This window comes from Mesorhizobium dulcispinae (assembly GCF_033977345.1).
GTDB classification, from domain to species: Bacteria; Pseudomonadota; Alphaproteobacteria; order Rhizobiales; family Rhizobiaceae; genus Mesorhizobium; species Mesorhizobium dulcispinae.
Window position 1 is genome coordinate 207,229 of record NZ_JAVIIY010000006.1, and the last position, 20,698, is coordinate 227,926.

Genomic DNA, 20,698 nt, shown 5'->3' on the forward strand with positions numbered 1-20,698 from the left:
AGCGGCCGATTTCAGCCAGTCCGATGCGTCGGAGCGCCGCTCCTTGCTTTTACGCAATTCCATCCGGAAAACCGCTGCGCAGTTTTCCTGGAATTGCTTCGGCGCAGCCTCAGTTCTTCTTCAGGAACTTGTCGATGTTCGCCGGCGTGACGAGTTGGAAGGGGATGTAGACCTTGTGCTCCACCTTCTCGCCCTTGGCGAGCTTCAGCGCCGCGTCGAGCGCACCGGCGCCCTGGCCGGCCGCGTCCTGGAAGACACTTACGTCGAGATCGCCCGCCTGCATCGCGGCCAGCGCATCCTGGGTGGCGTCGACGCCGCCGACCACGACCGACTTCATGTCGATGTTGGCGGCCTTCATCGCCTGGATGGCGCCGATGGCGCTTTCGTCGTTGTTGGCGATGACGCCGTCAAACGCCTTGCCGGACGAAAGCCAGTTGGTCATCAGGTTCTGCGCCTCGTCACGCTTCCAATTCGAGGTCTGCTTGTCGATGATCTTGATGAAGTTGCAGTCCGGCGTGCTGATGACCTCTTCAATGTCCTTGGTGCGCTGCACCGCGGCCTGGTTGGAAAGCTCGCCCATGATCACATAGACATTGGCTTCCTTCTTGCCGGCTTCCTTGAACAGGCGGCAGGCCTCCTTGGTCTCGAGCGTGCCGGACTCGGCCTCGTTCGAGGCGACGAAAGCCTGGTTGTCGGGCAGCTTGTCGACATTGACCGGCTCGCGGTTGACATAGACCAGCGGGATCTTGGCAGCGGCTGCCGCATCCGACATCGCCTGGGTGGCCGAGGTGTCGACCGGGTTGACGATGATGGCGTCGACGCCCGAGGCGGCGAAGTTCTTGATCTGGTCGAGCTGCTTGGCCACGTCGTTCTGCGCGTCCTCGACCTGCAGCTCGACGCCGTCCATGCCCTTGGCCTGCGCGATCATGCCGTTGCGCAACACGGTCAGGAAGTTGTCGTCGAAAAGGGCCATCGAAACGCCGATCTTGGCGGCGAAGGCGGATGAACACATCAGCGCCGAAAGCGCGACGCCCAAAAGCAGTTTCTTCATTTTATTCTCCTCCACATGGTGTCCGGCTGCACCGATTGAACCGGAATCCCCGATCTCTCCGGGGAATCTCTCCCTATGGCCTTTCCGGCGGCGTTTTCCTCACACAATGGAACGCCCGGTTCCCCGTTTGAAACAGATGTTCCGGAACGAAAGAACCAAAATACCCAGTTGGTGAAATATTTATTCCATTTCGCTTGCGGCCGTCAAGGGAGATTCGGAATGGACATGCCGGAATTTCACTTCCGACCGGCAAAGGGTTGAGGCGTGGCGGGAGGATTGCAGCTCTTTGGGCAGCATTTGGCCGTCGGCTGCGTCGTGACAAAATCTTATCAGCCTGATGGATCACATCATTTCGGCGGAAAGCCGCCTAGATGTTCTCGGGCAGATAGATGTCGAAGGGCAGGAAGGTCTGGCCGGGCACATTGGCGGCGCCGCTCTCGATGGCATGCGCCATCAGCCCGACAAGCTCGCGGCAGAGCGCTGCCAGCGGTGTCGAGATCACCATGGTGAGGATGTTGTCGGCAAGTGCTGCGCGCGACTCGGCGTTGATCTCGTTGCAGATGACCACCGGCATGTTTGCAGGCTTCGCCGCCCGCAGCGCCGCGACCGCGCCTTCCATGCCGCCGCCGGCGACATAGCAGCCGGCAAGGTCCGGATGCCGGTCCAAAAGATCGAGCATGGCATCATGCGTGACCTGGTTGGCCTCCAGATTGACCAGCGTCTCCATCACGGTGAAGTCCGGCGCGTGCTCGCGGAAATAGGAGCGGAAGCCGATCTCGCGCAGCTCGTGGCCATGGAAGCGGTGGCTGCCGACGAACAGCGCGACCTTGCCGGGCTTCTTCGCCGCCTTGGCGATCATCCAGGCCGCGGTGCGCCCGACCTTGCGGTTGTCGAGACCGACATAGCCCTCGCGGATGCCGGCGGCGAAGTCGGACAGCAGCGAAAAGACCGGCTGCCCCCTCGCCTTCAGCGCCTCGACCACCGCCGTCAGCGTCGGATGATCCGGGCCGACGACGGCGATGGCCCTCGATTTCGCCGCCAGCTTGCGCATCTGCGCGGCGATCTCGTCGGGCGCCAGCGAAGCGGCGAAGTCGACCGTCGCGGTGCCGCGAAAGAGTTGCGACTGCGACACCGCAAGCTCCAGCTCGCGCGCGAAATCGCCGTAGAAGACATCATTGCCCCGCAGCAGCAGGAAGCCGAGGCGATATTCGGGAAGCTCCTGGCGCATGCGCTGCTTGATGAGGCCGGCGGCGTGATAGCCGATATCGGTCGCCGCCTCGTAGACCCGGCGTGCCGTTTCCTCGCGCACCGGCAGGCGATTGTTCAGCACCCTGTCGACGGTGGCGACGCTAAAACCGGAAACGCGCGCGAGATCTGTGATTGTCGGCCGCCTTGCCATGAATGCTCCATCGCTTACCCGAATCAGATTAGCTCACTCTGATAGGAAATGATAGAAACTATCTTTCTGACGTTGAGACTATCATGGCTTGGCGCTATGGTGAAGTCGAAGCCAGCCATGTGCGAACCGGGCACCGCAGAGGGCCAATCGCCGGGTGCTGATGGAGGAACCCGCAATGACGGCAATCACGTCTCCGGCGCCGTCCGGGCGCGACTACAGCCTGACCGGCCGTGACGCCAGGCTGGCGGTCGAGAACGGGCTTTCGGCGGCCGAGTGGTACCACACCGAGATCCCGCGCAAGCAGATGAAGGAGCTGATGCAGCGCTCCGACCAGCCGGCGATCCGCGATACCATCATCTGGCTCGGCGCGCTGATCCTCAGCGGTGCGGGCGGCGCCTGGTTCTGGGGCACTTGGTGGTGCGTGCCGTTCTTCTTCGTCTATGGCACGCTCTACGGCTCCTCGACCGATTCCCGCTGGCATGAATGCGGCCACGGCACGGCCTTCCGCACCCAGTGGATGAACGATGCCGTCTACCAGATCGCCTCGTTCATGATCATGCGCAATCCGGTGACATGGCGCTGGAGCCATACGCGCCACCACACCGACACCATCATAGTCGGCCGCGATCCCGAAATCGCCGTCATGCGGCCGCCGGACCTTGTGCGCCTGGTCCTGAACTTTTTCGGCATCCTCGACGTCTGGCACGCGATGGCCGACATGGTGCGCAACGCCGCCGGCGTCATCAGCGCCGCGGAGAAGACCTTCATTCCGGAACAGGAGCAGCCGAAGGCCATCCGCGCCGCCCGCATCTGGCTTGCCATCTACATCGCGACTATCGCGCTGGCGCTTTACATGCATTCCTGGCTGCCGCTGATGCTCGTCGGCCTGCCGCGCCTCTATGGCGCCTGGCATCACGTCATGACCGGGCTGCTGCAGCATGGCGGCCTCGCCGATAATGTCATCGACCATCGCCTGAACAGCCGCACCGTCTACATGAACCCGGTCAGCCGGTTCATCTACTGGAACATGAACTACCATGTGGAGCACCACATGTTCCCGATGGTGCCCTATCATGCGCTGCCCAAGTTGCATGAGCTGATCAAGCACGACCTGCCGGCGCCGACGCCGTCGATCCTGGCCGGCTACCGCGAGATGATCCCGGCCTTCCTGCGCCAGCTGCGCAACGAGGACTATTTCCTCAAGCGCGAACTGCCGCCGACGGCAAAGCCCTATCGGGAAGAGCTGCACAACGACAATCCGGTGGTGGCCGCGGCCGAGTGACCGGACACAACTGACCATCTATTTTCGCCGGAGGACGATATGAGCGACTGGGTCGAAGCCTGCGCGGCCGGAGACATCGACGAGGAGGACGTGATGCGGTTCGATCACGCCGGCCGCACCTATGCCATCTATCGGAGCCCCGAAGACGAGTATTTCGCGACCGACGGCCTGTGCTCGCACGAGAAGGTGCATCTGGCCGACGGGCTGGTGATGGACGACATCATCGAATGCCCGAAACACAACGGCCGCTTCAACTACAAGACCGGCGACGCGCGCGGCGCGCCGGTCTGCGTCAACCTCAAGACCTATCCGGTCAAGGTCGACGCCGGCAAAGTCCTCATTCAGGTCGGGTGACGGCGATGACGGGAGGAATGGTCATCATCGGCGCCGGCGAGTGCGGCGGGCGCGCCGCGCTTACGCTGCGCGATCTCGGCTATGAAGGACCGGTGACGCTGGTCGGCGACGAGCCGCATCTGCCCTATGAGCGGCCGCCGCTGTCGAAGGAAGCCATGACCAGCGAGGCGCCGCTCATCAAGGCGATCGCCAGCGACGAGCTTCTGGCCGAACGCTCGATCCGCCACATCCATTCCGTCCGGGCCGTCGCGATCGACCGCGCCGCGCATAAGGTGAGCCTGTCCGACGGCTCTTCCCTTTCCTACGACAAGCTGCTGCTCGCCACCGGATCCGTGCCGCGCAAGCTGCCGATGCCGGGCTTGGGCGGACGCTGCGTTTATCTCAGGACCTTCAACGACGCGCTTGCCATCCGTGCCCATCTCAAGCCTGAGAATCGCGTCGCCATCATCGGCGGCGGCTTCATCGGCCTCGAGCTTGCCGCCTCGGCGCGCAAGCTCGGCGCCACGGTCACTGTGATCGAGGCGCAGCCGCGCATCCTGATGCGCGGCGTGCCGGCCGAGATCGCCGAGATCATCCACAGAGCACATGAAGCCGAAGGTGTGAAAGTGCTCACCAGCCAGGGCATCTCGGCGATCGCCGATAACGGCGCCGAAGTCCGCATCACGCTTGCCGACGGACAGGAGGTCGCCGCCGATCTCGCTGTCATCGGCATCGGCGCCGTGCCGGTAACGGTACTCGCCGCCGAAGCGGGAATGGCGATCGACAACGGCATTGCCGTCGACGGAACGCTGCGCACCGAAGACCCTGACATCTTCGCCGCCGGCGACTGCTGCTCGTTCCCGCTGGCCGTCTATGGCGGCCGGCGCGTGCGGCTGGAAGCCTGGCGCAACGCGCAGGAGCAGGGCGCGCTCGCCGCGAGGAACATGCTGGGAGCCAACGAGGCGCATGCCGCCGTGCCGTGGTTCTGGTCGGATCAGTACGGGCTGACGCTGCAGATCGCCGGACTTTCGGATGAAGGCCGCGCGACCGTGCGGCGCGACCTCGACGACGGCGCCTTCATCCTGTTCCACCTGGCCGAGGACGGAAGGCTGGTTGCTGCCAGCGGCATCGGCCCCGGCAATGCCGTGGCGCGCGACATCCGCCTGGCGGAGATGCTGATCGCGAAGCGGGCGACGCCGGCGCCGGAGGCGCTCGGCTCGCAAGCGGTCAAGCTGAAGTCGCTGCTGGCGGCATAGACCCGATAAGTCGCCGGAACCGAGGGGATTCACGGATATGGCACGCAACAAACCGACCGTCGCCGACTTGCAATCGCTGAAAGGCAAGCGCCAGCTTTCCAAACTGCGCGTCTTCTCGCTGGAGGAGGCCGAGGCCGCCGAGCGCGCCGGCATCGACATCATCTCCGTCCCCTATGATCTCATGTTCGATCCGCGTTTTCGCGACGCCGCACCCACCTGCTTTGCCATTCCGGGCGACGAACGCATCAAGCTGGGCGCCACCACAAACGAGATCCTGCGCATGGCGGTGAAGCTGCGCGCGGCAAGCGCCGACGCCATGTATTGCTCGGCTAGCCTCCAAACTATCCGCCGCCTGCGCAACGAGCACATTCCGGTTTGCGGTCATGTCGGGCTGATCCCGGCGCATGCGACCTGGACGGGTGGCTTCAAGGCGGTCGGCAAGACTGCCGAAAGCGCTGCCTTCGTGTGGAAGCAGGTCAAGGATCTCGAGGCCGCCGGGGCCTTCGCGGCCGAGATCGAGGTGGTGCCGGCGAGAGTCGCGAACGCGATCTCACGGCGCACGCCGCTGATCATGATTTCCATGGGCGCCGGCGCCGGCTGCGATGCGCAATATCTGTTCTCGGAGGACGTGCTCGGCAGCAATCGCGGCCACTACCCGCGCCATGCCAAGCGCTACCGCGACTTCGCGGCGGAATCCGACCGCCTGCAGAGCGAGCGCATCGCCGCCTTCCGCGAATATGCCGACGACATCCAGTCGGGCGCCTATCCGGAGCCGCGCCACATGGTCGAAGCGGACACCGAGGAATTGCGCAGGTTCGAGGCGTATCTGTCCTCGGAAGGCTACTAAGCAGTCGAATTCAAGCCGCTAGAACAGCGCCCTCAGCTCGTCCAGCTTGTCGTTGACCAGCCAGCCGTAATAGTTCTCCTCGGGCAGCTTTTCCGGCTCGCCGGCGGCGCGGCGCTTCTCGTTCTCGGCCTTGAGCGCATAGGCGCGCTGCTCGGGATTGCCGACATTGTAGAGCGTAGCGGTCAGGCCCGGATTGTGCGAGATGTCGAAGCCGGCGATGCTTTTATAGGCGTCGATCGATTTCTTGATGGTCGCGGCGACATAGGGCAGCGTGAGATCCGGATCCATGATGGTCTTGTAGACCGCATTGGGATCCTCGACGTCGAGCTCTGGCAGGCCGGAGACCTTGTGCACGAGGTCGCTCATCTGCAGCGCGGTCAGCGGGTTGAGCTGGCCGAGACCGAAGGTCTGGCCGGCATAGTAAGGCTGGAAGAAGGTGGCGCCGAAGCGGTCGTTGGGGAAGCTCGTGCCGCTGACGGTCTTGCCACGGAAAGAATGATTCCACACCTGCTCGCGGCATTCCCACAGATCGTAGCTGTCGTTCATGCCGGCGCATTTTTTGAATTCCGGCCGCTGAACGAAATCGCTGACATCCTCGCCTTCATAGGCAAAGGTAAGCTTGCTCGACAGGTAGGACATCGCCTTGACGTAATAGGTCTGCAGCCGGTCGTAGGCGTCGACATTGTAGGTGTGTTCGCCGACGATGGCGCCGACTATATGCATCGGATCGATGCCGTAGGCGGCCGCCACTTTCCTGATCTTGGCGCGAAGCTCGGCGTCGTTCTGCAGCAGCGCGTAGACCTTGCGGTACTTGGCCTGGAAGGTGGTGTTGGTCGCCTGGGTGCGCCGGCTGGAGGCGCCGGGGATATCCGGCTGCACGCCGTTGCGATTGCCCGGAGGCACCATAGTCGCCGCGTCGGCGCTTGCCACCGCTGCGGCCAATGCCAGGCCAACAAAAAGAAGTATGCGTTTCTTCATTCACCGCCGCCTTCAAGTCGGCGGCAAACTAGGTAAAGCGCGCGGGAGAGTCGAGACAAGCAAGCCTCGCCCGGACAAAAGGTGGCCAGATGGTACCATCTGGCCACACATAGCCTGGGTTCGTGGTTAAAACGCGTCGCGCTGAAAGGGGTTCAGGCGACACGCTTTTAAGTCTTTTTTGATGCATGTCGTTTTCCCAAAACCGCTGCGCACTTTTGGGCGACATGCGTCAGAGGATGAACCGCGACAGATCGGTGTTGCGCGACAGGTCGCCGACATGCTTCTGCACATAGTCGGCATCGATGGTGACCGCCGTGCCGTTGCGGTCCGGCGCGTCATAGGAAATCTCGTCCAGCACCCGCTCCATCACCGTCTGCAGGCGGCGGGCGCCGATGTTCTCGACGCTGGCGTTGAGGTCGACGGCGATGCCGGCCAGCGAATCGATGGCGTCGTCGGTGAACGTCAGTTCGACGCCTTCGGTCTTCATCAGCGCGATATACTGCTTGATCAGGCTGGCTTCGGTCTCGGTGAGGATGCGGACGAAATCCTGCTTCTCCAGCGCGCGCAATTCGACGCGGATCGGCAGGCGGCCCTGCAGCTCCGGCAGCAGGTCCGACGGCTTGGAGACATGGAACGCGCCCGAGGCGATGAACAGGATGTGGTCGGTCTTGATCGGCCCGTATTTGGTCGCAACGGTGGTGCCTTCAACCAGCGGCAGCAGATCGCGCTGAACGCCTTCGCGCGAGGGACCGCCCGAAATGTCGCTCCTGGCCGCGATCTTGTCGATCTCGTCCAGGAACACGATGCCGTCATTCTCGGCCGATTCCAGCGCCTGGCGCACCACCTCGTCCTGGTCGAGCAGCTTGTCGGACTCGTCATTGATCAGAAGCTCGTAGGATTCCTTCACCGTCGTCTTGCGGGTCTTGGTCCTGCGGCCGCCCATCGCCTTCGACAGCATGTCGTTGATGTTGAGCACGCCGATGTTGGCGCCGGGCATGCCGGGAATCTCGAAGCCCGGCATGCCGCCGGTGCCGGTGTCCGCCACCTCGACCTCGATCTCCTTGTCGTCGAGCTCGCCGTCGCGCAGCCGCTTGCGGAAGCTGTCGCGCGTGGCCGGGCTCGCGGTCTTGCCGACCAGCGCTTCGAGCACCCGCTCTTCGGCGTTGATGTGGGCGCGCGCCTTGACGTCCTCGCGCATCTTCTCGCGCGTCAGCACGATGGCGACCTCGACGAGATCGCGCACGATCTGCTCGACGTCGCGGCCGACATAGCCGACCTCGGTGAACTTGGTGGCCTCGACCTTGACGAAGGGCGCGCCGGCCAGGCGCGCCAGGCGGCGCGAGATCTCGGTCTTGCCGACGCCGGTCGGGCCGATCATCAGGATGTTCTTCGGCATCACCTCTTCGCGCATCTGGCCTTCCAGCTGCTGGCGGCGCCAGCGGTTGCGCAAGGCAATGGCCACAGCGCGCTTGGCGTCCTTCTGGCCGATGATGAAGCGGTCGAGTTCCGAAACGATTTCGCGGGGGGAGAAGGTGCTCATAATACTCAAATTCCACTTTGCCACTGCTTGATGGACTCGAACGGATGCAGCAGCATGATCACGTTGAGCGTCAGATTGTCCCGGATGATGTAGCCCGTGCCGAACTCGAAAATGAGCGCCAGGGCCACGATCACCCATATAGGGAGCTTTCGCGCCATCACAAATCCCAGCGCCATGAACAGCGTGTCGGACACCGAGTTGATGACGCTGTCGCCGTAATAGTTGAGAGAGATAGTGCCGGCGCGGTAGCGGTCGATAATGAACGGGCTGTTTTCCAACAGCTCCCAGCCGCCTTCGATGAGAACGGCGAAGGCCAGCCGCAGCCCGACCGGCGAGCGCGGGAACAGCGCCCAGGCCAGCGCATAGAACAGGAAGCCGTGGATGATGTGCGAGAAGGTGTACCAGTCGGCGATGTGCTGGGAGTTCTCCGAACTGTTCACCACGCCGTGCCAGAGTTTGACGTAGCCGCAGGTGCAGATCGGCGGATGGCCCATGCCATAGAGGGCGCCGGTCTGGAAGATGACCAAGGCGAGCACGAGCAGCAGCCCCATGCGCCAGCTGTCTTCATAGGCAGAAAGCGTCTTGTCTTCCCCGGATGCGGTCATTGCGGTCAATTCCCCTCTGCTTCGTCGCTTTCGGCCGCATCGACGGCCATCAGCACGACGTCCCCATATTCCGATTGGGCCGATCGGCCTGAAGCCGGCCTTTTCAAAGGCGCGGATGGCGCGGCCACTGTCGGGATGCGGATCGATGATGACGCGCGGCGCGCCTTCCTCGAACAGCGCCTCGACGAACTGGCGAACGATGGCCGAGCCATGGCCGATGCCGACCAGGTCCGGCGGGCCGATCGACAGATCGATGCCCAGCGTGCCGAACGGCTGGTCGGCGTAAGGATGGTCGTCCTCGAGATGCGGATCGTAGCTTTGCAGGTAGGCGATCGGCCTGCCGTCCAGCTCGACGATCAGCGGCTCCACCGAAACCGAATCGATGTGCTCGCGGATCTCGGCGATCTCCTTTTGCGGATCGTCCCACCATTCGGCAATATGCGGCTGGGCAAGCCAGCGGGCGATCATCGGCAGGTCCTTTTCGGTGACCGGCCGAAAATCGTAGCTATCGTCCCGTTCGACCATGATCTTTTCCAAAAACCGGTTCCCACTTTTTGGGATCATGGCCGGCTGCCTCAGGCGGCATCGAGCGTTTCGACGACGAAGCTGCTGTTGGTGTAGACGCAGATATCGGCCGCGATCTGCATCGCCCTGCGGGCGATCTCCTCGGCGTCCTTGTCGGTGTCCATCAGCGCGCGGGCGGCGGCCAGCGCGTAGTTGCCGCCGGAGCCGATGGCCATGACGCCGTGTTCGGGCTCGAGCACGTCGCCGGTACCGGTCAGCGCCAGCGAGACGGACCTGTCGGCGACCAGCATCATCGCCTCCAGGCGGCGCAGATAGCGGTCGGTGCGCCAGTCCTTGGCGAGCTCGACGCAGGCGCGCGTCAACTGGTCGGGATATTGTTCGAGCTTGGCCTCGAGGCGCTCAAGCAGGGTGAAGGCGTCGGCGGTGGCGCCGGCAAAACCGGCAATGACGCTGCCGCCCTTGCCGATGCGGCGCACCTTGCGGGCGTTGCCCTTCATGATGGTCTGGCCAAGGCTGACCTGGCCGTCGCCGGCGATCACAACCTTGTTGCCCTTGCGCACGCTGACGATGGTCGTGGCGTGCATGGTCAGTTCATTCGACATTTCGAGCTCCGATTCGCGCTATCCCTTTTAAAAGGCGATTGGCGCGGGACGAGTGACTTTTGATTGCCATATGTATGCATAGAGCGAGTGATTGCAAACCGCCGATACCGCCCGGAATGGCAACTGGCAATCACCGGATCATGCTGATAGAAGGCTCTCGTTTTCAAGCCCGCGCCCCTGAACAGGACAGACTGATGCCGCCCCGTTCCGCAGAAATCAGCCGCAAGACCAAGGAAACCGAGATTTCCGTGTCGGTCCATGTCGACGGCACGGGCAAATCCGACATTTCGACGGGCGTCGGCTTCTTCGACCATATGCTCGACCAGCTGTCGCGCCATTCGCTGATCGACATGACGATCAAGGCCAAGGGCGATCTGCACATCGACGACCACCACACGGTCGAGGATACCGGCATCGCGATCGGCCAGGCGCTGGGCAAGGCTTTGGGCGAGCGGCGCGGCATCATGCGCTATGCCTCGATCGACCTTGCCATGGACGAGACCCTGACCCGGGCCGCGATCGATGTTTCCGGCCGGCCGTTCCTGGTCTGGAACGTCGCCTTCTCGTCGCCCAAGATCGGCACGTTCGACACCGAGCTGGTGCGCGAATTCTTCCAGGCGCTGGCGCAGAATGCAGGCATAACGCTGCATGTGACCAACCATTACGGCGCCAACAACCACCATATCGCCGAGACCTGCTTCAAGGCCGTGGCCAGGGCCCTGCGCGCGGCGCTGGAGCCCGACCCGCGCCAGCCCGATGCGGTGCCGTCCACCAAGGGATCCCTGAAAGGATAGCCCTATGGCCATCTATGTCGTGATGGAGCCGCCGACAGGCGGCAACAAGGCCGAGGATGCGACCCTGGTGCGCGACGGCTTCACCTGGCTCGGCTTCCTGTTCTCGCCGGTCTGGCTCGCCTGGCACCGGCTGTGGATCGAGGCCGCAGTCACTTTCGCGGTCATGGTGGTCCTGTCGGTGCTCGGCGAAACGCTCGGCCTCGAATGGGCCGGTTCGGGCCTGTCGCTGTTGGTGTCGCTCTATATCGGGCTCGAGGGTCAAGGCCTGCGGATATCGGCGCTGCGCCGTCGCGGCTGGCGGGAATGGGGCGTCGTCGAGGCCGGCAGGCTCGATGATGCCGAGCTCCGCCACGCGCTGGAAGCCGACGAGCGCACCGAAGAGCAGGCACCCATGCCGCGCATCGTTCCCGACACGAGCCAGGCGCGCCCGGCGCAGACGGGCATGGCGCTGGGGCTGACCCATACGCCTGGAAGGCCCTGACATGCGGGTAGCGATCATCGACTACGGCTTGGGCAATCTGCGCTCGGCCACCAAGGCCTTCGAGCGCGCCGCGCATGAGGCGGGGATTGCCGCGACCATCGATCTCACCGCCGACGCCGAGCGGGTGCGCAGCGCCGACCGCATCGTGCTGCCCGGCGTCGGCGCCTATGCCGATTGCGCCGCCGGCCTGCGTGCCGTGGCCGGCATGTGGGACGCGGTGGAAGAGGCGGCGCTTCGCAAAGGACGGCCTTTCCTCGGCATCTGCGTCGGCATGCAATTGATGTCGGAACGCGGGCTGGAAAAGACCATCACCAAGGGTTTTGGCTGGATTGCCGGCGACGTCAAGGAAATCACGCCGAAGGACCCGGCGCTGAAGATCCCGCAGATCGGCTGGAACACGATCGAGCTTCAACGCAAGCATCCGCTGTTTTCGGGCATCGAGACCGGCCCGAAGGGACTGCACGCCTATTTCGTTCATTCCTACCACCTGGAAGCGAGGAACCCCGCCGAGGTGCTGGCGACGGCCGACTATGGCGGCCCGGTGACGGCGGCGGTGGCCCGCGACAACCTCGCCGGCACGCAGTTCCATCCGGAAAAGAGTCAGGCGCTCGGCCTGGCGCTGATCACCAATTTCCTGAGGTGGAAGCCATGAGCAAGAAGGGCTATTGGATCGCGATGATCGACGTCCGCGACCCGGGCGCGTACAACAACTACATCGAGGCCAACGCAAAGGCCTTCGCCAAATATGGCGCCAAGTTTCCGGTCCGCGCCGGACGCTACACAAATCCGGAGGGGCCGACGGGGAACCGCCATGTGGTGGTGGAGTTTTCATCCTACGAAACGGCGCTCGCCTGCTACGAGTCGCCGGAGTACCAGGAAGCCTTGAAGTTCCGGCTGGCGGCGTCGACCGGCCATTTCGTCATCGTCGAGGGCGCCTGACCGTGATCCTGTTTCCGGCAATAGACCTCAAGGACGGCAAATGCGTGCGCCTGAAGCACGGCGACATGGCAACCGCCACCATCTACAACGATGACCCGGCGGCCCAGGCAAGAGCCTTCGAGGAGCAGGGCTTCGAGTGGCTGCATGTCGTCGACCTCAACGGCGCCTTCAAGGGCCAGAGCGTCAATTCCGCGGCGGTCGGCGCCATCCTCAAGGCGACGAAGAACCCGGTGCAGCTCGGCGGCGGCATCCGCACGCTGGCGCAGATCGAGGACTGGCTGGACCGCGGCCTGGCGCGGGTCATCCTGGGCACCGTGGCTGTGCGCCAGCCCGAACTGGTGAAGCAAGCCTGCAAGGCCTTTCCCGGCAAGATCGCCGTCGGCATCGACGCCAAGGGCGGTAAGGTCGCCGTCGAGGGCTGGGCCGAAGCCTCGGAGCTCGGCGTTATCGAATTGGCGAAGAAGTTCGAAGGCGCCGGTGTCGCCGCCATCATCTACACCGATATCGACCGCGACGGCGTGCTTTCCGGCATCAACTGGGACGCCACCATCGATCTCGCCGAGGCGGTGTCGGTCCCGGTGATCGCTTCCGGCGGGCTGGCCTCGATCGCCGATATCGTGCGCATGACCATGCCCGATGCGAAGAGGCTCGAAGGCGCGATCTCCGGCCGCGCGCTCTATGACGGGCGCATCGACCCGGCGGAAGCGCTGGCGATCCTGCGCGGCGAGGAGATGGAGGCAGAATAGTGAATATCTCGATCATCCTGGCGTCCTACGACAGCGGCCATTTTCACGGCGGCTGCGGCCAGGGTCCTGACGCGCTGATCTCCGGCGGGCTGGCCGAGGCGCTGAAGCTCGCCGGCCACGATGTCGAGTTGCGCGACATCGGCAAGGTGGTCGAGGACGAACAGGAGCGCGAGATCGGCACCGGATTTGCCGTCTGCAATGCCGTGTCGGGCGAAGTCCGCATCGCGCTGGACAACGGGCGGCTTCCCATCGTTCTGGCCGGCAATTGCCTGACCAGCGCCGGCGCGGTGGCCGGCGAGGGCGCGGACGCCATCATCTGGGCCGACCAGCATGGCGACCTCAACACACCCGACACCTCCACCTCAGGCTTTCTCGACGGCATGGCGCTGGCGACGGTGCTTGGCCTGTGCTGGCGACGGATGGCGGCGCAGGTTCCAGGGTTCAAGCCAATCGACCCAGCCCGTTGCGTGCTGGTCAACGCGCGCGATCTCGATCCGGCCGAGAAAGAGCTTTTGGAGAAGCTGCCGATCATCCGCACCGAGTGTCCTGACTGGGCCGGCGCCGCAGCGAAACTGAAAGCCACGGGCGCCGAGCGCATCCATATGCATGTCGACCTCGACGTGCATGACCCGGAAAAGCTGCAGGCCAACGGCTATACAACGCCCGGCGGCCCGGCGCCGGAGCAGGTGCGCACCGCGATGTGCGGCCTGGCCGGTCCGCTGACGATCGCCGGCCTCACCATTTCCGCCTACGATCCGGCCTTCGACCCGAAGGGCGACGTGCCGCCGCTGGTCGGCGAGCTGGTGGTCGACCTGCTGTCGACCATGGAGGGCCGCTGATGCTGAAAGCCCGCGTCATTCCCTGCCTCGACGTCAAGAACGGCCGCGTGGTCAAGGGCGTCAATTTCGTCGACCTGATCGACGCCGGCGATCCGGTCGAGGCCGCCAAGGCCTACGACGCGGCGGGTGCCGACGAACTCTGCTTCCTCGACATCACCGCATCGTCCGACAATCGCGAGACGATCTTCGACGTCGTCGCCCGCACGGCCGAGCAATGCTTCATGCCGCTGACCGTCGGCGGCGGCGTGCGCCAGGTGGCCGACATCAGAAAGCTGCTTTTGGCCGGCGCCGACAAGGTGTCGATCAACACGGCGGCGGTGAAGAACCCCGATTTCGTCGCGGAAGCCGCCGACAAATTCGGCAACCAGTGCATCGTCGTGGCGATCGACGCCAAGAAGGTGTCGGCGACCGGCGAGGCCGACCGATGGGAGATCTTCACCCATGGCGGGCGCGAGAAGACCGGCATCGACGCGGTCGACTTCGCCAGGAAGATGGTCGAGCGCGGCGCCGGCGAGATCCTGCTTACCTCGATGGACCGCGACGGCACCAAGGCCGGCTACGACATCGCGCTGACCCGCGCCATCGCCGACACGGTGCGCGTGCCGGTGATCGCTTCAGGCGGCGTCGGCACGCTTGACCACATGGTCGAAGGCATCCGCGACGGGCATGCCGGCGCGGTGCTTGCCGCCTCGATCTTCCATTTCGGCACCTACACCATCGCCGAAGCTAAGGCGCATATGGCCAAGGCCGGCCTGCCGATGCGGCTGGACTCGGCCGCCCATCGGGCTTAAAGCATGATCCCGAAAAGTGGGAACCGGTTTTCGGAAAAGATCATGCTTAAACAAGCAGATAGATGACTGCCATGGCTCAATTTTCCCTCGCCGAGCTGGAAACGATCATCCATCAGCGCGCCCATTCCGGCGACCCGGAGTCGTGGACGGCGAAGCTGTTCGCCAAGGGCATCGACAAGGCAGCGCAGAAGCTCGGCGAGGAAGCGGTCGAGGCCGTGATCGCCGCCATTCGCGGCGACAGGCAGGCCCTCGTATCGGAAAGCGCCGATCTTCTATATCATTGGCTGGTCGTCCTCGGCATCGCCGGCATTCCTTTGGACGACGTGCTGAAGGAGCTCGAAGGCCGCACCGGCCGCTCGGGCGTCGCCGAAAAGGCGTCCCGGCCCCGGGGCTGATCGAAAGAGACGGATAGAGCATGATGTCGCCCGAAAACCGCTTCGCACTTTTCGGCATCATGCTCTAGGAGGGCAGGAGACCCGATGGACCAGCTTGCTCCGACCGAGAAATACTCCCCCTTTCGTTTCTTCTCCGCCGAGCAATGGTCGCAATTCCGCGCCGACACGCCGCTCACGCTGACCGAAGACGAGATCGACCGGCTGCGGTCGCTCAACGACCCGGTCGACCTCGAAGAGGTCAAGCGCATTTACCTGTCACTGTCCCGCCTGCTTTCGGCGCATGTCGAGGCGAGCCAGCTGCTGTTCAGGCAGCGGCAGGCCTTCTTCAATGCGCAGGACGTGGTCAAGACGCCTTTCATCATCGGCATCGCCGGTTCGGTCGCGGTCGGCAAATCGACCACGGCCCGCGTGCTCAAGGAATTGCTGGCGCGCTGGCCGTCGAGTCCGAAGGTCGATCTCATCACCACCGACGGCTTCCTCTTGCCCAACGAGATCCTGCGCCGCAACAATCTGATGGAGCGCAAGGGCTTTCCTGAAAGCTACGATGTCGGCGCGCTGCTGAGGTTCCTGTCCGGCATCAAGTCGGCGCAACGCGACGTCCGGGCGCCGGTCTACTCGCACCTGACCTATGACGTCATTCCCGGCGAATTCGTCACCATCGACAGGCCGGACATATTGATCTTCGAAGGCATCAACGTCCTGCAGCCGGGCAAGCTGCCGAAGGACGGCAAGATCGTGCCGTTCCTGTCCGACTTCTTCGATTTCGCCATCTATATCGATGCCGACGAGAAGCTGATCCACCAGTGGTACACCCAGCGCTTCATGCGCCTGCGCGAAACCGCCTTCCGCAATCCGGACTCCTTCTTCCACCGCTATTCGCAGCTGTCGGAAGATGCCGCGCGCGCCATCGCCGAGGGCCTGTGGAGCAACATCAACCTGAAGAACCTGCGCGAGAATATCCTGCCGACCAGGGCGCGGGCCGACCTCATCCTGCGCAAGGGCACCAACCACCTGATCGAAGAGGTGGCGCTGCGGAAACTCTGATCGAGTCCGGCGGCGCCGGCTTCGACAGGGGGCGGGCCTCAGAAAACGGTGGCGGCCGCCACGGGACAATCGACGGTTCGGGCCGGCATGCTCGGCACGAGCCGACGGTCCGCAGGGATCAGTTTGCGGGCCACGACGTAAATCACGGACACGACGATGACGGCGACATAGCCGTCTATCGCATAGTGCCACGCCAGATAGACCGAACTGACCGCAACAAAGGCCACGTAGAGCAGAGCGACGGCGCCGAGAAGGCGGCTGTATTCGCGCACGAACAATGCGTTGAGCATCGCAAGACCGACGTGAACGCTGGGAAACGCCGAGATACCCGTGGCAAAAGCGGTCCGCTTGGCCTCGTACAGCGACCATAGATATTCCTGATAGGCAGCAGCGGAGTTGCTTGACGCGGCCCCGCGGGCGAGGAAGGCAAGCTGTTCGCCGAACCGCGCCGTGTCTCCGGTGACCGCGCCGTAAAATGCCGGACCTGCCGACAAAAACAGCGCCGCCAGGATGTTCCCGACGAGGATCCAGACTGCCATGAAACAGGCGAGATAGCGCGTTCGGACCGATGCCACCATTGGCGATGTCGCGACGAAGAACAAGGCGCCGAAATTCAGCAGAAACCAGAAGACGTTGTAGTTCCACTCCACTATGTCGCGCACCCGATCGTTTTCGGCCACGGAGTAGAGCCAGCGCCATGGATCGGTGCCGAAATGGAGGAACGCGTCGATGTTGGCCTGCATAACGTCGTATCGAAAACCGCCCTGCCAGACCGCCATGCCGTTTTTCACGGACGTGAAGTTGCCCTGAAAGATCATGAGCGCCATGAGAAGGCACAATCCCGATAGCGAGTATGCCAACCGCTCGGTGGAAAACACCCGTTTCACGACCAGACGTCGCCGGGAATTGAAGCGATGTATGATGAAAATCGCGTCGGCAAGAACGGTTATTGTGGGCAATACGAAGCCGTTGAAAGAAATCCAGGACCCGAAATATATCGAGAAGGCGAGGCGATCGGCGGCGCCTATCGCGTTCAGAAAGATCAGCCCGGCCAAAACATAGATGACGATGGCCAGATAGAGAGCCGCATCCCTGCGAACGAGTTGGGCTGCCTCCCTGACGATCGCCCACAGGCCGCGCAGGACCGAATAGCTTTCCGTCATTGCCGTCGCCCCAAGCTGCAATAGCTGACCGTCTTTATGGGAGAAAACTATAGATTTGGTTAGCTTGCGGGCACCGTCACCCGCCGCAGCGTCAGATTGATGCGGCCGCCATTCTTCAACAGCGCCGAGGTCGCGGGGTAGATGCGATCGACGCCGTGGAAGCAGAGGCGACCCTCGCCGCCGAGTACGACGACATCGCCGCTCTTCAGGCGGAACGACTTCGTGCCGCCTTCGCGCGTGGTCTGGCCGACCCGGAACAGGCAGTCGTCGCCCAGCGACACCGAGACGACGGGCGCGGCGAAATCCTGCTCGTCGCGGTCCTGGTGCAAGCCCATCTTGGCGTCCGCCGAATAGAAATTGACGAGGCAGGCTTCCGGCGGATGCGCATAGGCCGACACCTCGCGCCACAATTGCATCAACGCCTCGGGGATCGGCGGCCACGGCTCGCCCGTCACCGGGTGCGTCGGCTGGTAACGATAGCCGCGCTCGCGGTCCGTCACCCAGCCGAGCACGCCGCAATTGGTCATGCGCACGCTCATCTCCTTGCCGCTGCGCGGCATGGCCGGCACGTAAAGCGGCGCGGCCTGCACCACGCGCCTGATCTCGTCCACCAGCGCTTCCTGGGCGGGGCGTGCGATGTAGCCCGGCATGTGGCGAACGCCCTTGGGCAGAATGAGCATAGGAATGATCCGGTTAACGCCGCCAAGCATGCCACCGACAAACGAAAACGGCGACCCGAAAGCCGCCGCTCCTGTTCCGAGATGCAGTTTGTCAGTCGCTGTCGATGCGGCCGCGCAGCTTCTTCACCGTCGCGCGCCCGGCCTTGGTCTTGAGGCGGCGCTCGACGGCGCCCTTTGATGGCTTCGTCTTCTTGCGCGGCGGCGGCGGCGGCTCGGCCGCCTTGGCGACCAGTGCGGTCAGCCGCGCCCGCGCGTCGGCGCGATTCTGCTCCTGGGTGCGGAAGCGCCCGGCCTCAATGACGATGACGCCGTCCTTGGTGGCCCGCTGGCCGGCGAGCCTGATGGCGCGCTCGCGCACCCGCTCCGACAGGCCCGACGCGTTTGCGGCGTCGAAGCGCAACTGCACGGCGGTCGCCACCTTGTTGACATTCTGGCCCCCCGGGCCGGACGAGCGAATGAAATCCTCATGCAGGTCGCCCGGATGGATGACCGCGTCGCTGGCGATGATGATCCTGTCGTCGGCACTCATGCGCGCAGTCATGGCGCGGCGGCAGGAAAAAGAAAAGGCCCGGCAGAAGCCGGGCCCTGGAGGAATATGCCTGCGGCTGCTGTTATTCGGCCGCCTCCTGCAGGTGCGGCGCCGCGCCGAGGATGGCAGCATCGACATGCTTTTCGAACTTCTCGAAGTTGACGGCGAACATGTTGACCAGCTTCGCAGCCTGCCGGTCATAGGCCGCCTTGTCGGCCCAGGTCGAGCGCGGATCGAGAATGGCGCCATCGACGCCCGGAACCGCCACTGGCACCTCGAAGCCGAAATTGGCGTCGGTGCGGAATTTGGCTGCATTGAGCGAGCCGTCGAGCGCAGCACCGAGCAGAGCGCGCGTCACCTTGATCGGCATGCGGCGGCCGGTGCCATAGGCGCCGCCGGTCCAGCCGGTGTTGACCAGCCAGCAATCGACACCATGGCTGGCGATCAGCTCGCGCAGCAGGTTGCCGTACTCGGACGGATGGCGCGGCATAAAGGGCGCGCCGAAGCAGGTCGAGAACGTCGCCTCAGGCTCGGTGACGCCCTTCTCGGTTCCGGCGACCTTGGCGGTGTAGCCGGAAAGGAAGTGATACATCGCCTGCGCCGGCGTCAGCCTGGCGATCGGCGGCATGACGCCGAAGGCATCGGCGGTCAGCATGATGATGTTCTTCGGATGGCCGGCGCTGCCGGTCCTCGAGGCATTGGGGATAAAGTCCAGCGGATAGGCGCAGCGCGTGTTCTCGGTCAGGCTGCCGTCGTCGAAATCCGGCACGCGGCCGGCGTCCAGAATCACATTCTCCAGCACCGTGCCGAAGCGCTGCGTGGTGGCGAAGATCTCCGGCTCCGCCTCGGCCGACAGCCTGATGGTCTTGGCGTAGCAGCCGCCCTCGAAGTTGAAGATGCCGCGCGGACCCCAGCCATGCTCGTCGTCGCCGATCAGCGTGCGTGACGGATCGGCCGACAGCGTGGTCTTGCCGGTACCGGACAGGCCGAAGAAGACGGCCGCATCGCCGGCGGGTCCCTCATTGGCCGAGCAATGCATCGGCATCACGCCCTTTTCCGGCAACATGTAGTTCAGCATGGTGAACACCGACTTCTTCATCTCGCCGGCATAGGACGTGCCGCCGATCAGCACGATCTTGCGCGTCAGATCGACCGCGATCACCGTCTCGGCGCGGGTACCGTGGCGGGCCGGATCGGCGCGGAAGGACGGCAGGTCGATGATCGTCATCTCCGGCACGAAACGGTCGAGCTCCGAGGCTTGCGGGCGGATCAAGAGATTGCGGATGAACAGCGAATGCCAGGCGAATTCGGTGACGACCCGAACCGGCAACCGGAACTCGGCGTCGGCGCCGCCGACGAGGTCCTGCACATAGAGATCCTTGGCCATCGCGTGGGCGCGGAAATCGGCAAGGAGCGCCTCGAACTCAGCCGGCGAGATCGCCTTGTTGTTGTCCCACCAGACATGCGGCCCGGTGTTGCCGTCGCGCACGACGAACTTGTCCTTCGGCGAGCGGCCGGTGTGCTGGCCGGTCTCGGCAACCAGCGCGCCCTGCGCCGTCAATTTCGCCTCGCCGCGGCGGATCGCTTCCTCATAGAGCGCGGCAGCACCGAAATTGTATCGCACCGTGCCCGTGGTTTTCAGGCCGATCGCGTCAATGGCGCAGTCGGGGTTGCGTTTGCCGGCTTCCGACATCAAATTTCCTCTCTGGATTTGGCTGCGTCTGACCGGTGAATTGCCGGAACGCGCAAGGGGCTAGGTAGGCTCAGAACCAGAAAAGGCGAATGATATCAAATCATTAATCGATTTAAAAAATTTGAAAGTTGTTTAAATCGTTTAAATGTGCAAAAACTCACAGAGGTTGCCCAAAGGATTGGCAGG

General features: G+C 63.8%; 23 protein-coding genes and 1 pseudogene. 13 read left to right on the forward strand and 11 right to left on the reverse strand.

All coding sequences use genetic code 11. The features are described 5' to 3' along the window. Window positions 1–109 precede the first annotated feature (109 nt). Entirely contained in the window at window positions 110–1,051 is a 942-nt protein-coding gene (locus tag RFN30_RS15725) for a sugar ABC transporter substrate-binding protein (RefSeq protein WP_320263004.1), read from the reverse strand. Window positions 1,052–1,418: 367 nt separating this feature from the next. Next, window positions 1,419–2,450: a LacI family DNA-binding transcriptional regulator gene (locus tag RFN30_RS15730; protein WP_320263005.1), complete on the reverse strand. Its 1,032-nt coding sequence runs from the start codon at window positions 2,448–2,450 to the stop codon at window positions 1,419–1,421. A 175-nt stretch (window positions 2,451–2,625) separates the two neighbouring features. Between RFN30_RS15730 and RFN30_RS15735 the strand changes: the two genes are divergently transcribed. Genes RFN30_RS15735 through RFN30_RS15750 form a run of 4 tightly spaced genes read left to right on the forward strand, consistent with a single transcriptional unit; the run spans window position 2,626 to window position 6,168 of the window. Continuing rightward, window positions 2,626–3,732 carry a fatty acid desaturase family protein gene (locus tag RFN30_RS15735; RefSeq protein ID WP_320263006.1) on the forward strand — a complete coding sequence of 369 codons (1,107 nt, stop codon included), beginning with the start codon at window positions 2,626–2,628 and terminating at the stop codon, window positions 3,730–3,732. Between the two features lie 39 nt (window positions 3,733–3,771). Then, window positions 3,772–4,086 carry a MocE family 2Fe-2S type ferredoxin gene (locus RFN30_RS15740; RefSeq protein ID WP_071100904.1) on the forward strand — a complete coding sequence of 105 codons (315 nt, stop codon included), beginning with the start codon at window positions 3,772–3,774 and terminating at the stop codon, window positions 4,084–4,086. Between the two features lie 5 nt (window positions 4,087–4,091). Further along, window positions 4,092–5,321: an NAD(P)/FAD-dependent oxidoreductase gene (locus RFN30_RS15745; protein WP_320263007.1), complete on the forward strand. Its 1,230-nt coding sequence runs from the start codon at window positions 4,092–4,094 to the stop codon at window positions 5,319–5,321. Between the two features lie 37 nt (window positions 5,322–5,358). After that, window positions 5,359–6,168 (forward strand): 3-methyl-2-oxobutanoate hydroxymethyltransferase, encoded by an 810-nt coding sequence (locus RFN30_RS15750; RefSeq protein ID WP_320263008.1) that lies wholly within the window; start codon window positions 5,359–5,361, stop codon window positions 6,166–6,168. An 18-nt stretch (window positions 6,169–6,186) separates the two neighbouring features. Here the strand turns inward: RFN30_RS15750 and RFN30_RS15755 are convergent, their stop codons facing one another. The 5 genes and pseudogenes from RFN30_RS15755 to hslV all read right to left on the reverse strand — a co-directional run bounded on the left by RFN30_RS15755 (window position 6,187) and on the right by hslV (window position 10,418). Next, window positions 6,187–7,146 carry a DUF1402 family protein gene (locus tag RFN30_RS15755; RefSeq protein ID WP_320263009.1) on the reverse strand — a complete coding sequence of 320 codons (960 nt, stop codon included), beginning with the start codon at window positions 7,144–7,146 and terminating at the stop codon, window positions 6,187–6,189. A 229-nt stretch (window positions 7,147–7,375) separates the two neighbouring features. Next, a complete protein-coding gene (hslU, locus tag RFN30_RS15760) occupies window positions 7,376–8,686 on the reverse strand; it encodes an ATP-dependent protease ATPase subunit HslU (protein ID WP_320263010.1) in 1,311 nt (436 codons plus the stop codon). A 5-nt stretch (window positions 8,687–8,691) separates the two neighbouring features. Beyond that, window positions 8,692–9,291 (reverse strand): DUF2585 domain-containing protein, encoded by a 600-nt coding sequence (locus RFN30_RS15765; RefSeq protein ID WP_320263142.1) that lies wholly within the window; start codon window positions 9,289–9,291, stop codon window positions 8,692–8,694. A 5-nt stretch (window positions 9,292–9,296) separates the two neighbouring features. Next, window positions 9,297–9,816 (reverse strand): annotated as a pseudogene (locus tag RFN30_RS15770) (GNAT family N-acetyltransferase). A 50-nt stretch (window positions 9,817–9,866) separates the two neighbouring features. After that, window positions 9,867–10,418 carry an ATP-dependent protease subunit HslV gene (hslV, locus tag RFN30_RS15775; RefSeq protein WP_320263011.1) on the reverse strand — a complete coding sequence of 184 codons (552 nt, stop codon included), beginning with the start codon at window positions 10,416–10,418 and terminating at the stop codon, window positions 9,867–9,869. Window positions 10,419–10,612: 194 nt separating this feature from the next. Between hslV and hisB the strand changes: the two genes are divergently transcribed. From hisB to coaA, 9 genes are all read left to right on the forward strand, one after another. Beyond that, window positions 10,613–11,212, forward strand: a complete 600-nt coding sequence (gene hisB / locus RFN30_RS15780) for an imidazoleglycerol-phosphate dehydratase HisB (RefSeq protein ID WP_320263012.1) — start codon at window positions 10,613–10,615, stop codon at window positions 11,210–11,212. A 4-nt stretch (window positions 11,213–11,216) separates the two neighbouring features. Continuing rightward, window positions 11,217–11,693: a DUF2628 domain-containing protein gene (locus RFN30_RS15785; protein WP_320263013.1), complete on the forward strand. Its 477-nt coding sequence runs from the start codon at window positions 11,217–11,219 to the stop codon at window positions 11,691–11,693. A gap of 1 nt (window position 11,694) precedes the next feature. Next, entirely contained in the window at window positions 11,695–12,345 is a 651-nt protein-coding gene (gene hisH, locus RFN30_RS15790) for an imidazole glycerol phosphate synthase subunit HisH (RefSeq protein WP_320263014.1), read from the forward strand. Next, window positions 12,342–12,632, forward strand: coding sequence for a DUF1330 domain-containing protein (locus RFN30_RS15795; RefSeq protein WP_320263015.1), 291 nt, complete (start codon window positions 12,342–12,344; stop codon window positions 12,630–12,632). Before hisH ends, RFN30_RS15795 begins: the two co-directional genes overlap by 4 nt. A gap of 2 nt (window positions 12,633–12,634) precedes the next feature. Then, entirely contained in the window at window positions 12,635–13,378 is a 744-nt protein-coding gene (gene hisA / locus RFN30_RS15800; protein ID WP_320263016.1) for a 1-(5-phosphoribosyl)-5-[(5-phosphoribosylamino)methylideneamino]imidazole-4-carboxamide isomerase, read from the forward strand. Next, window positions 13,378–14,217, forward strand: coding sequence for an arginase family protein (locus RFN30_RS15805; protein ID WP_320263017.1), 840 nt, complete (start codon window positions 13,378–13,380; stop codon window positions 14,215–14,217). Before hisA ends, RFN30_RS15805 begins: the two co-directional genes overlap by 1 nt. After that, window positions 14,214–15,008: an imidazole glycerol phosphate synthase subunit HisF gene (hisF, locus tag RFN30_RS15810; protein WP_320263143.1), complete on the forward strand. Its 795-nt coding sequence runs from the start codon at window positions 14,214–14,216 to the stop codon at window positions 15,006–15,008. Before RFN30_RS15805 ends, hisF begins: the two co-directional genes overlap by 4 nt. A gap of 71 nt (window positions 15,009–15,079) precedes the next feature. Then, entirely contained in the window at window positions 15,080–15,403 is a 324-nt protein-coding gene (locus RFN30_RS15815; protein WP_320263018.1) for a phosphoribosyl-ATP diphosphatase, read from the forward strand. A gap of 84 nt (window positions 15,404–15,487) precedes the next feature. Further along, window positions 15,488–16,447 carry a type I pantothenate kinase gene (gene coaA, locus RFN30_RS15820; RefSeq protein ID WP_320263019.1) on the forward strand — a complete coding sequence of 320 codons (960 nt, stop codon included), beginning with the start codon at window positions 15,488–15,490 and terminating at the stop codon, window positions 16,445–16,447. Window positions 16,448–16,485: 38 nt separating this feature from the next. Here the strand turns inward: coaA and RFN30_RS15825 are convergent, their stop codons facing one another. From RFN30_RS15825 to RFN30_RS15840, 4 genes are all read right to left on the reverse strand, one after another. Further along, entirely contained in the window at window positions 16,486–17,610 is a 1,125-nt protein-coding gene (locus RFN30_RS15825) for a phosphatase PAP2 family protein (protein ID WP_320263020.1), read from the reverse strand. A gap of 59 nt (window positions 17,611–17,669) precedes the next feature. Continuing rightward, window positions 17,670–18,290, reverse strand: a complete 621-nt coding sequence (locus tag RFN30_RS15830) for an alpha-ketoglutarate-dependent dioxygenase AlkB family protein (RefSeq protein WP_320263021.1) — start codon at window positions 18,288–18,290, stop codon at window positions 17,670–17,672. 91 nt (window positions 18,291–18,381) lie between these two features. Beyond that, window positions 18,382–18,819: an alternative ribosome rescue aminoacyl-tRNA hydrolase ArfB gene (gene arfB, locus RFN30_RS15835; protein WP_320263022.1), complete on the reverse strand. Its 438-nt coding sequence runs from the start codon at window positions 18,817–18,819 to the stop codon at window positions 18,382–18,384. An 82-nt stretch (window positions 18,820–18,901) separates the two neighbouring features. Beyond that, complete coding sequence (locus RFN30_RS15840) at window positions 18,902–20,512, reverse strand: phosphoenolpyruvate carboxykinase (RefSeq protein WP_320263023.1); 1,611 nt, start codon at window positions 20,510–20,512, stop codon at window positions 18,902–18,904. Window positions 20,513–20,698 lie beyond the last annotated feature (186 nt).

Excerpts from the sequence above, each read along its gene's own strand:
- RFN30_RS15725 (WP_320263004.1), bottom strand. The coding sequence starts at position 1,051 with ATGAAGAAACTGCTTTTGGGCGTCGCGCTTTCGGCGCTGATGTGTTCA.
- RFN30_RS15730 (WP_320263005.1), bottom strand. The coding sequence starts at position 2,450 with ATGGCAAGGCGGCCGACAATCACAGATCTCGCGCGCGTTTCCGGTTTT.
- RFN30_RS15735 (WP_320263006.1), top strand. The coding sequence starts at position 2,626 with ATGACGGCAATCACGTCTCCGGCGCCGTCCGGGCGCGACTACAGCCTG.
- RFN30_RS15740 (WP_071100904.1), top strand. The coding sequence starts at position 3,772 with ATGAGCGACTGGGTCGAAGCCTGCGCGGCCGGAGACATCGACGAGGAG.
- RFN30_RS15745 (WP_320263007.1), top strand. The coding sequence starts at position 4,092 with ATGACGGGAGGAATGGTCATCATCGGCGCCGGCGAGTGCGGCGGGCGC.
- RFN30_RS15750 (WP_320263008.1), top strand. The coding sequence starts at position 5,359 with ATGGCACGCAACAAACCGACCGTCGCCGACTTGCAATCGCTGAAAGGC.
- RFN30_RS15755 (WP_320263009.1), bottom strand. The coding sequence starts at position 7,146 with ATGAAGAAACGCATACTTCTTTTTGTTGGCCTGGCATTGGCCGCAGCG.
- hslU (WP_320263010.1), bottom strand. The coding sequence starts at position 8,686 with ATGAGCACCTTCTCCCCCCGCGAAATCGTTTCGGAACTCGACCGCTTC.
- RFN30_RS15765 (WP_320263142.1), bottom strand. The coding sequence starts at position 9,291 with ATGACCGCATCCGGGGAAGACAAGACGCTTTCTGCCTATGAAGACAGC.
- hslV (WP_320263011.1), bottom strand. The coding sequence starts at position 10,418 with ATGTCGAATGAACTGACCATGCACGCCACGACCATCGTCAGCGTGCGC.
- hisB (WP_320263012.1), top strand. The coding sequence starts at position 10,613 with ATGCCGCCCCGTTCCGCAGAAATCAGCCGCAAGACCAAGGAAACCGAG.
- RFN30_RS15785 (WP_320263013.1), top strand. The coding sequence starts at position 11,217 with ATGGCCATCTATGTCGTGATGGAGCCGCCGACAGGCGGCAACAAGGCC.
- hisH (WP_320263014.1), top strand. The coding sequence starts at position 11,695 with ATGCGGGTAGCGATCATCGACTACGGCTTGGGCAATCTGCGCTCGGCC.
- RFN30_RS15795 (WP_320263015.1), top strand. The coding sequence starts at position 12,342 with ATGAGCAAGAAGGGCTATTGGATCGCGATGATCGACGTCCGCGACCCG.
- RFN30_RS15815 (WP_320263018.1), top strand. The coding sequence starts at position 15,080 with ATGGCTCAATTTTCCCTCGCCGAGCTGGAAACGATCATCCATCAGCGC.
- coaA (WP_320263019.1), top strand. The coding sequence starts at position 15,488 with ATGGACCAGCTTGCTCCGACCGAGAAATACTCCCCCTTTCGTTTCTTC.
- RFN30_RS15825 (WP_320263020.1), bottom strand. The coding sequence starts at position 17,610 with ATGACGGAAAGCTATTCGGTCCTGCGCGGCCTGTGGGCGATCGTCAGG.
- RFN30_RS15830 (WP_320263021.1), bottom strand. The coding sequence starts at position 18,290 with ATGCTCATTCTGCCCAAGGGCGTTCGCCACATGCCGGGCTACATCGCA.
- arfB (WP_320263022.1), bottom strand. The coding sequence starts at position 18,819 with ATGAGTGCCGACGACAGGATCATCATCGCCAGCGACGCGGTCATCCAT.
- RFN30_RS15840 (WP_320263023.1), bottom strand. The coding sequence starts at position 20,512 with ATGTCGGAAGCCGGCAAACGCAACCCCGACTGCGCCATTGACGCGATC.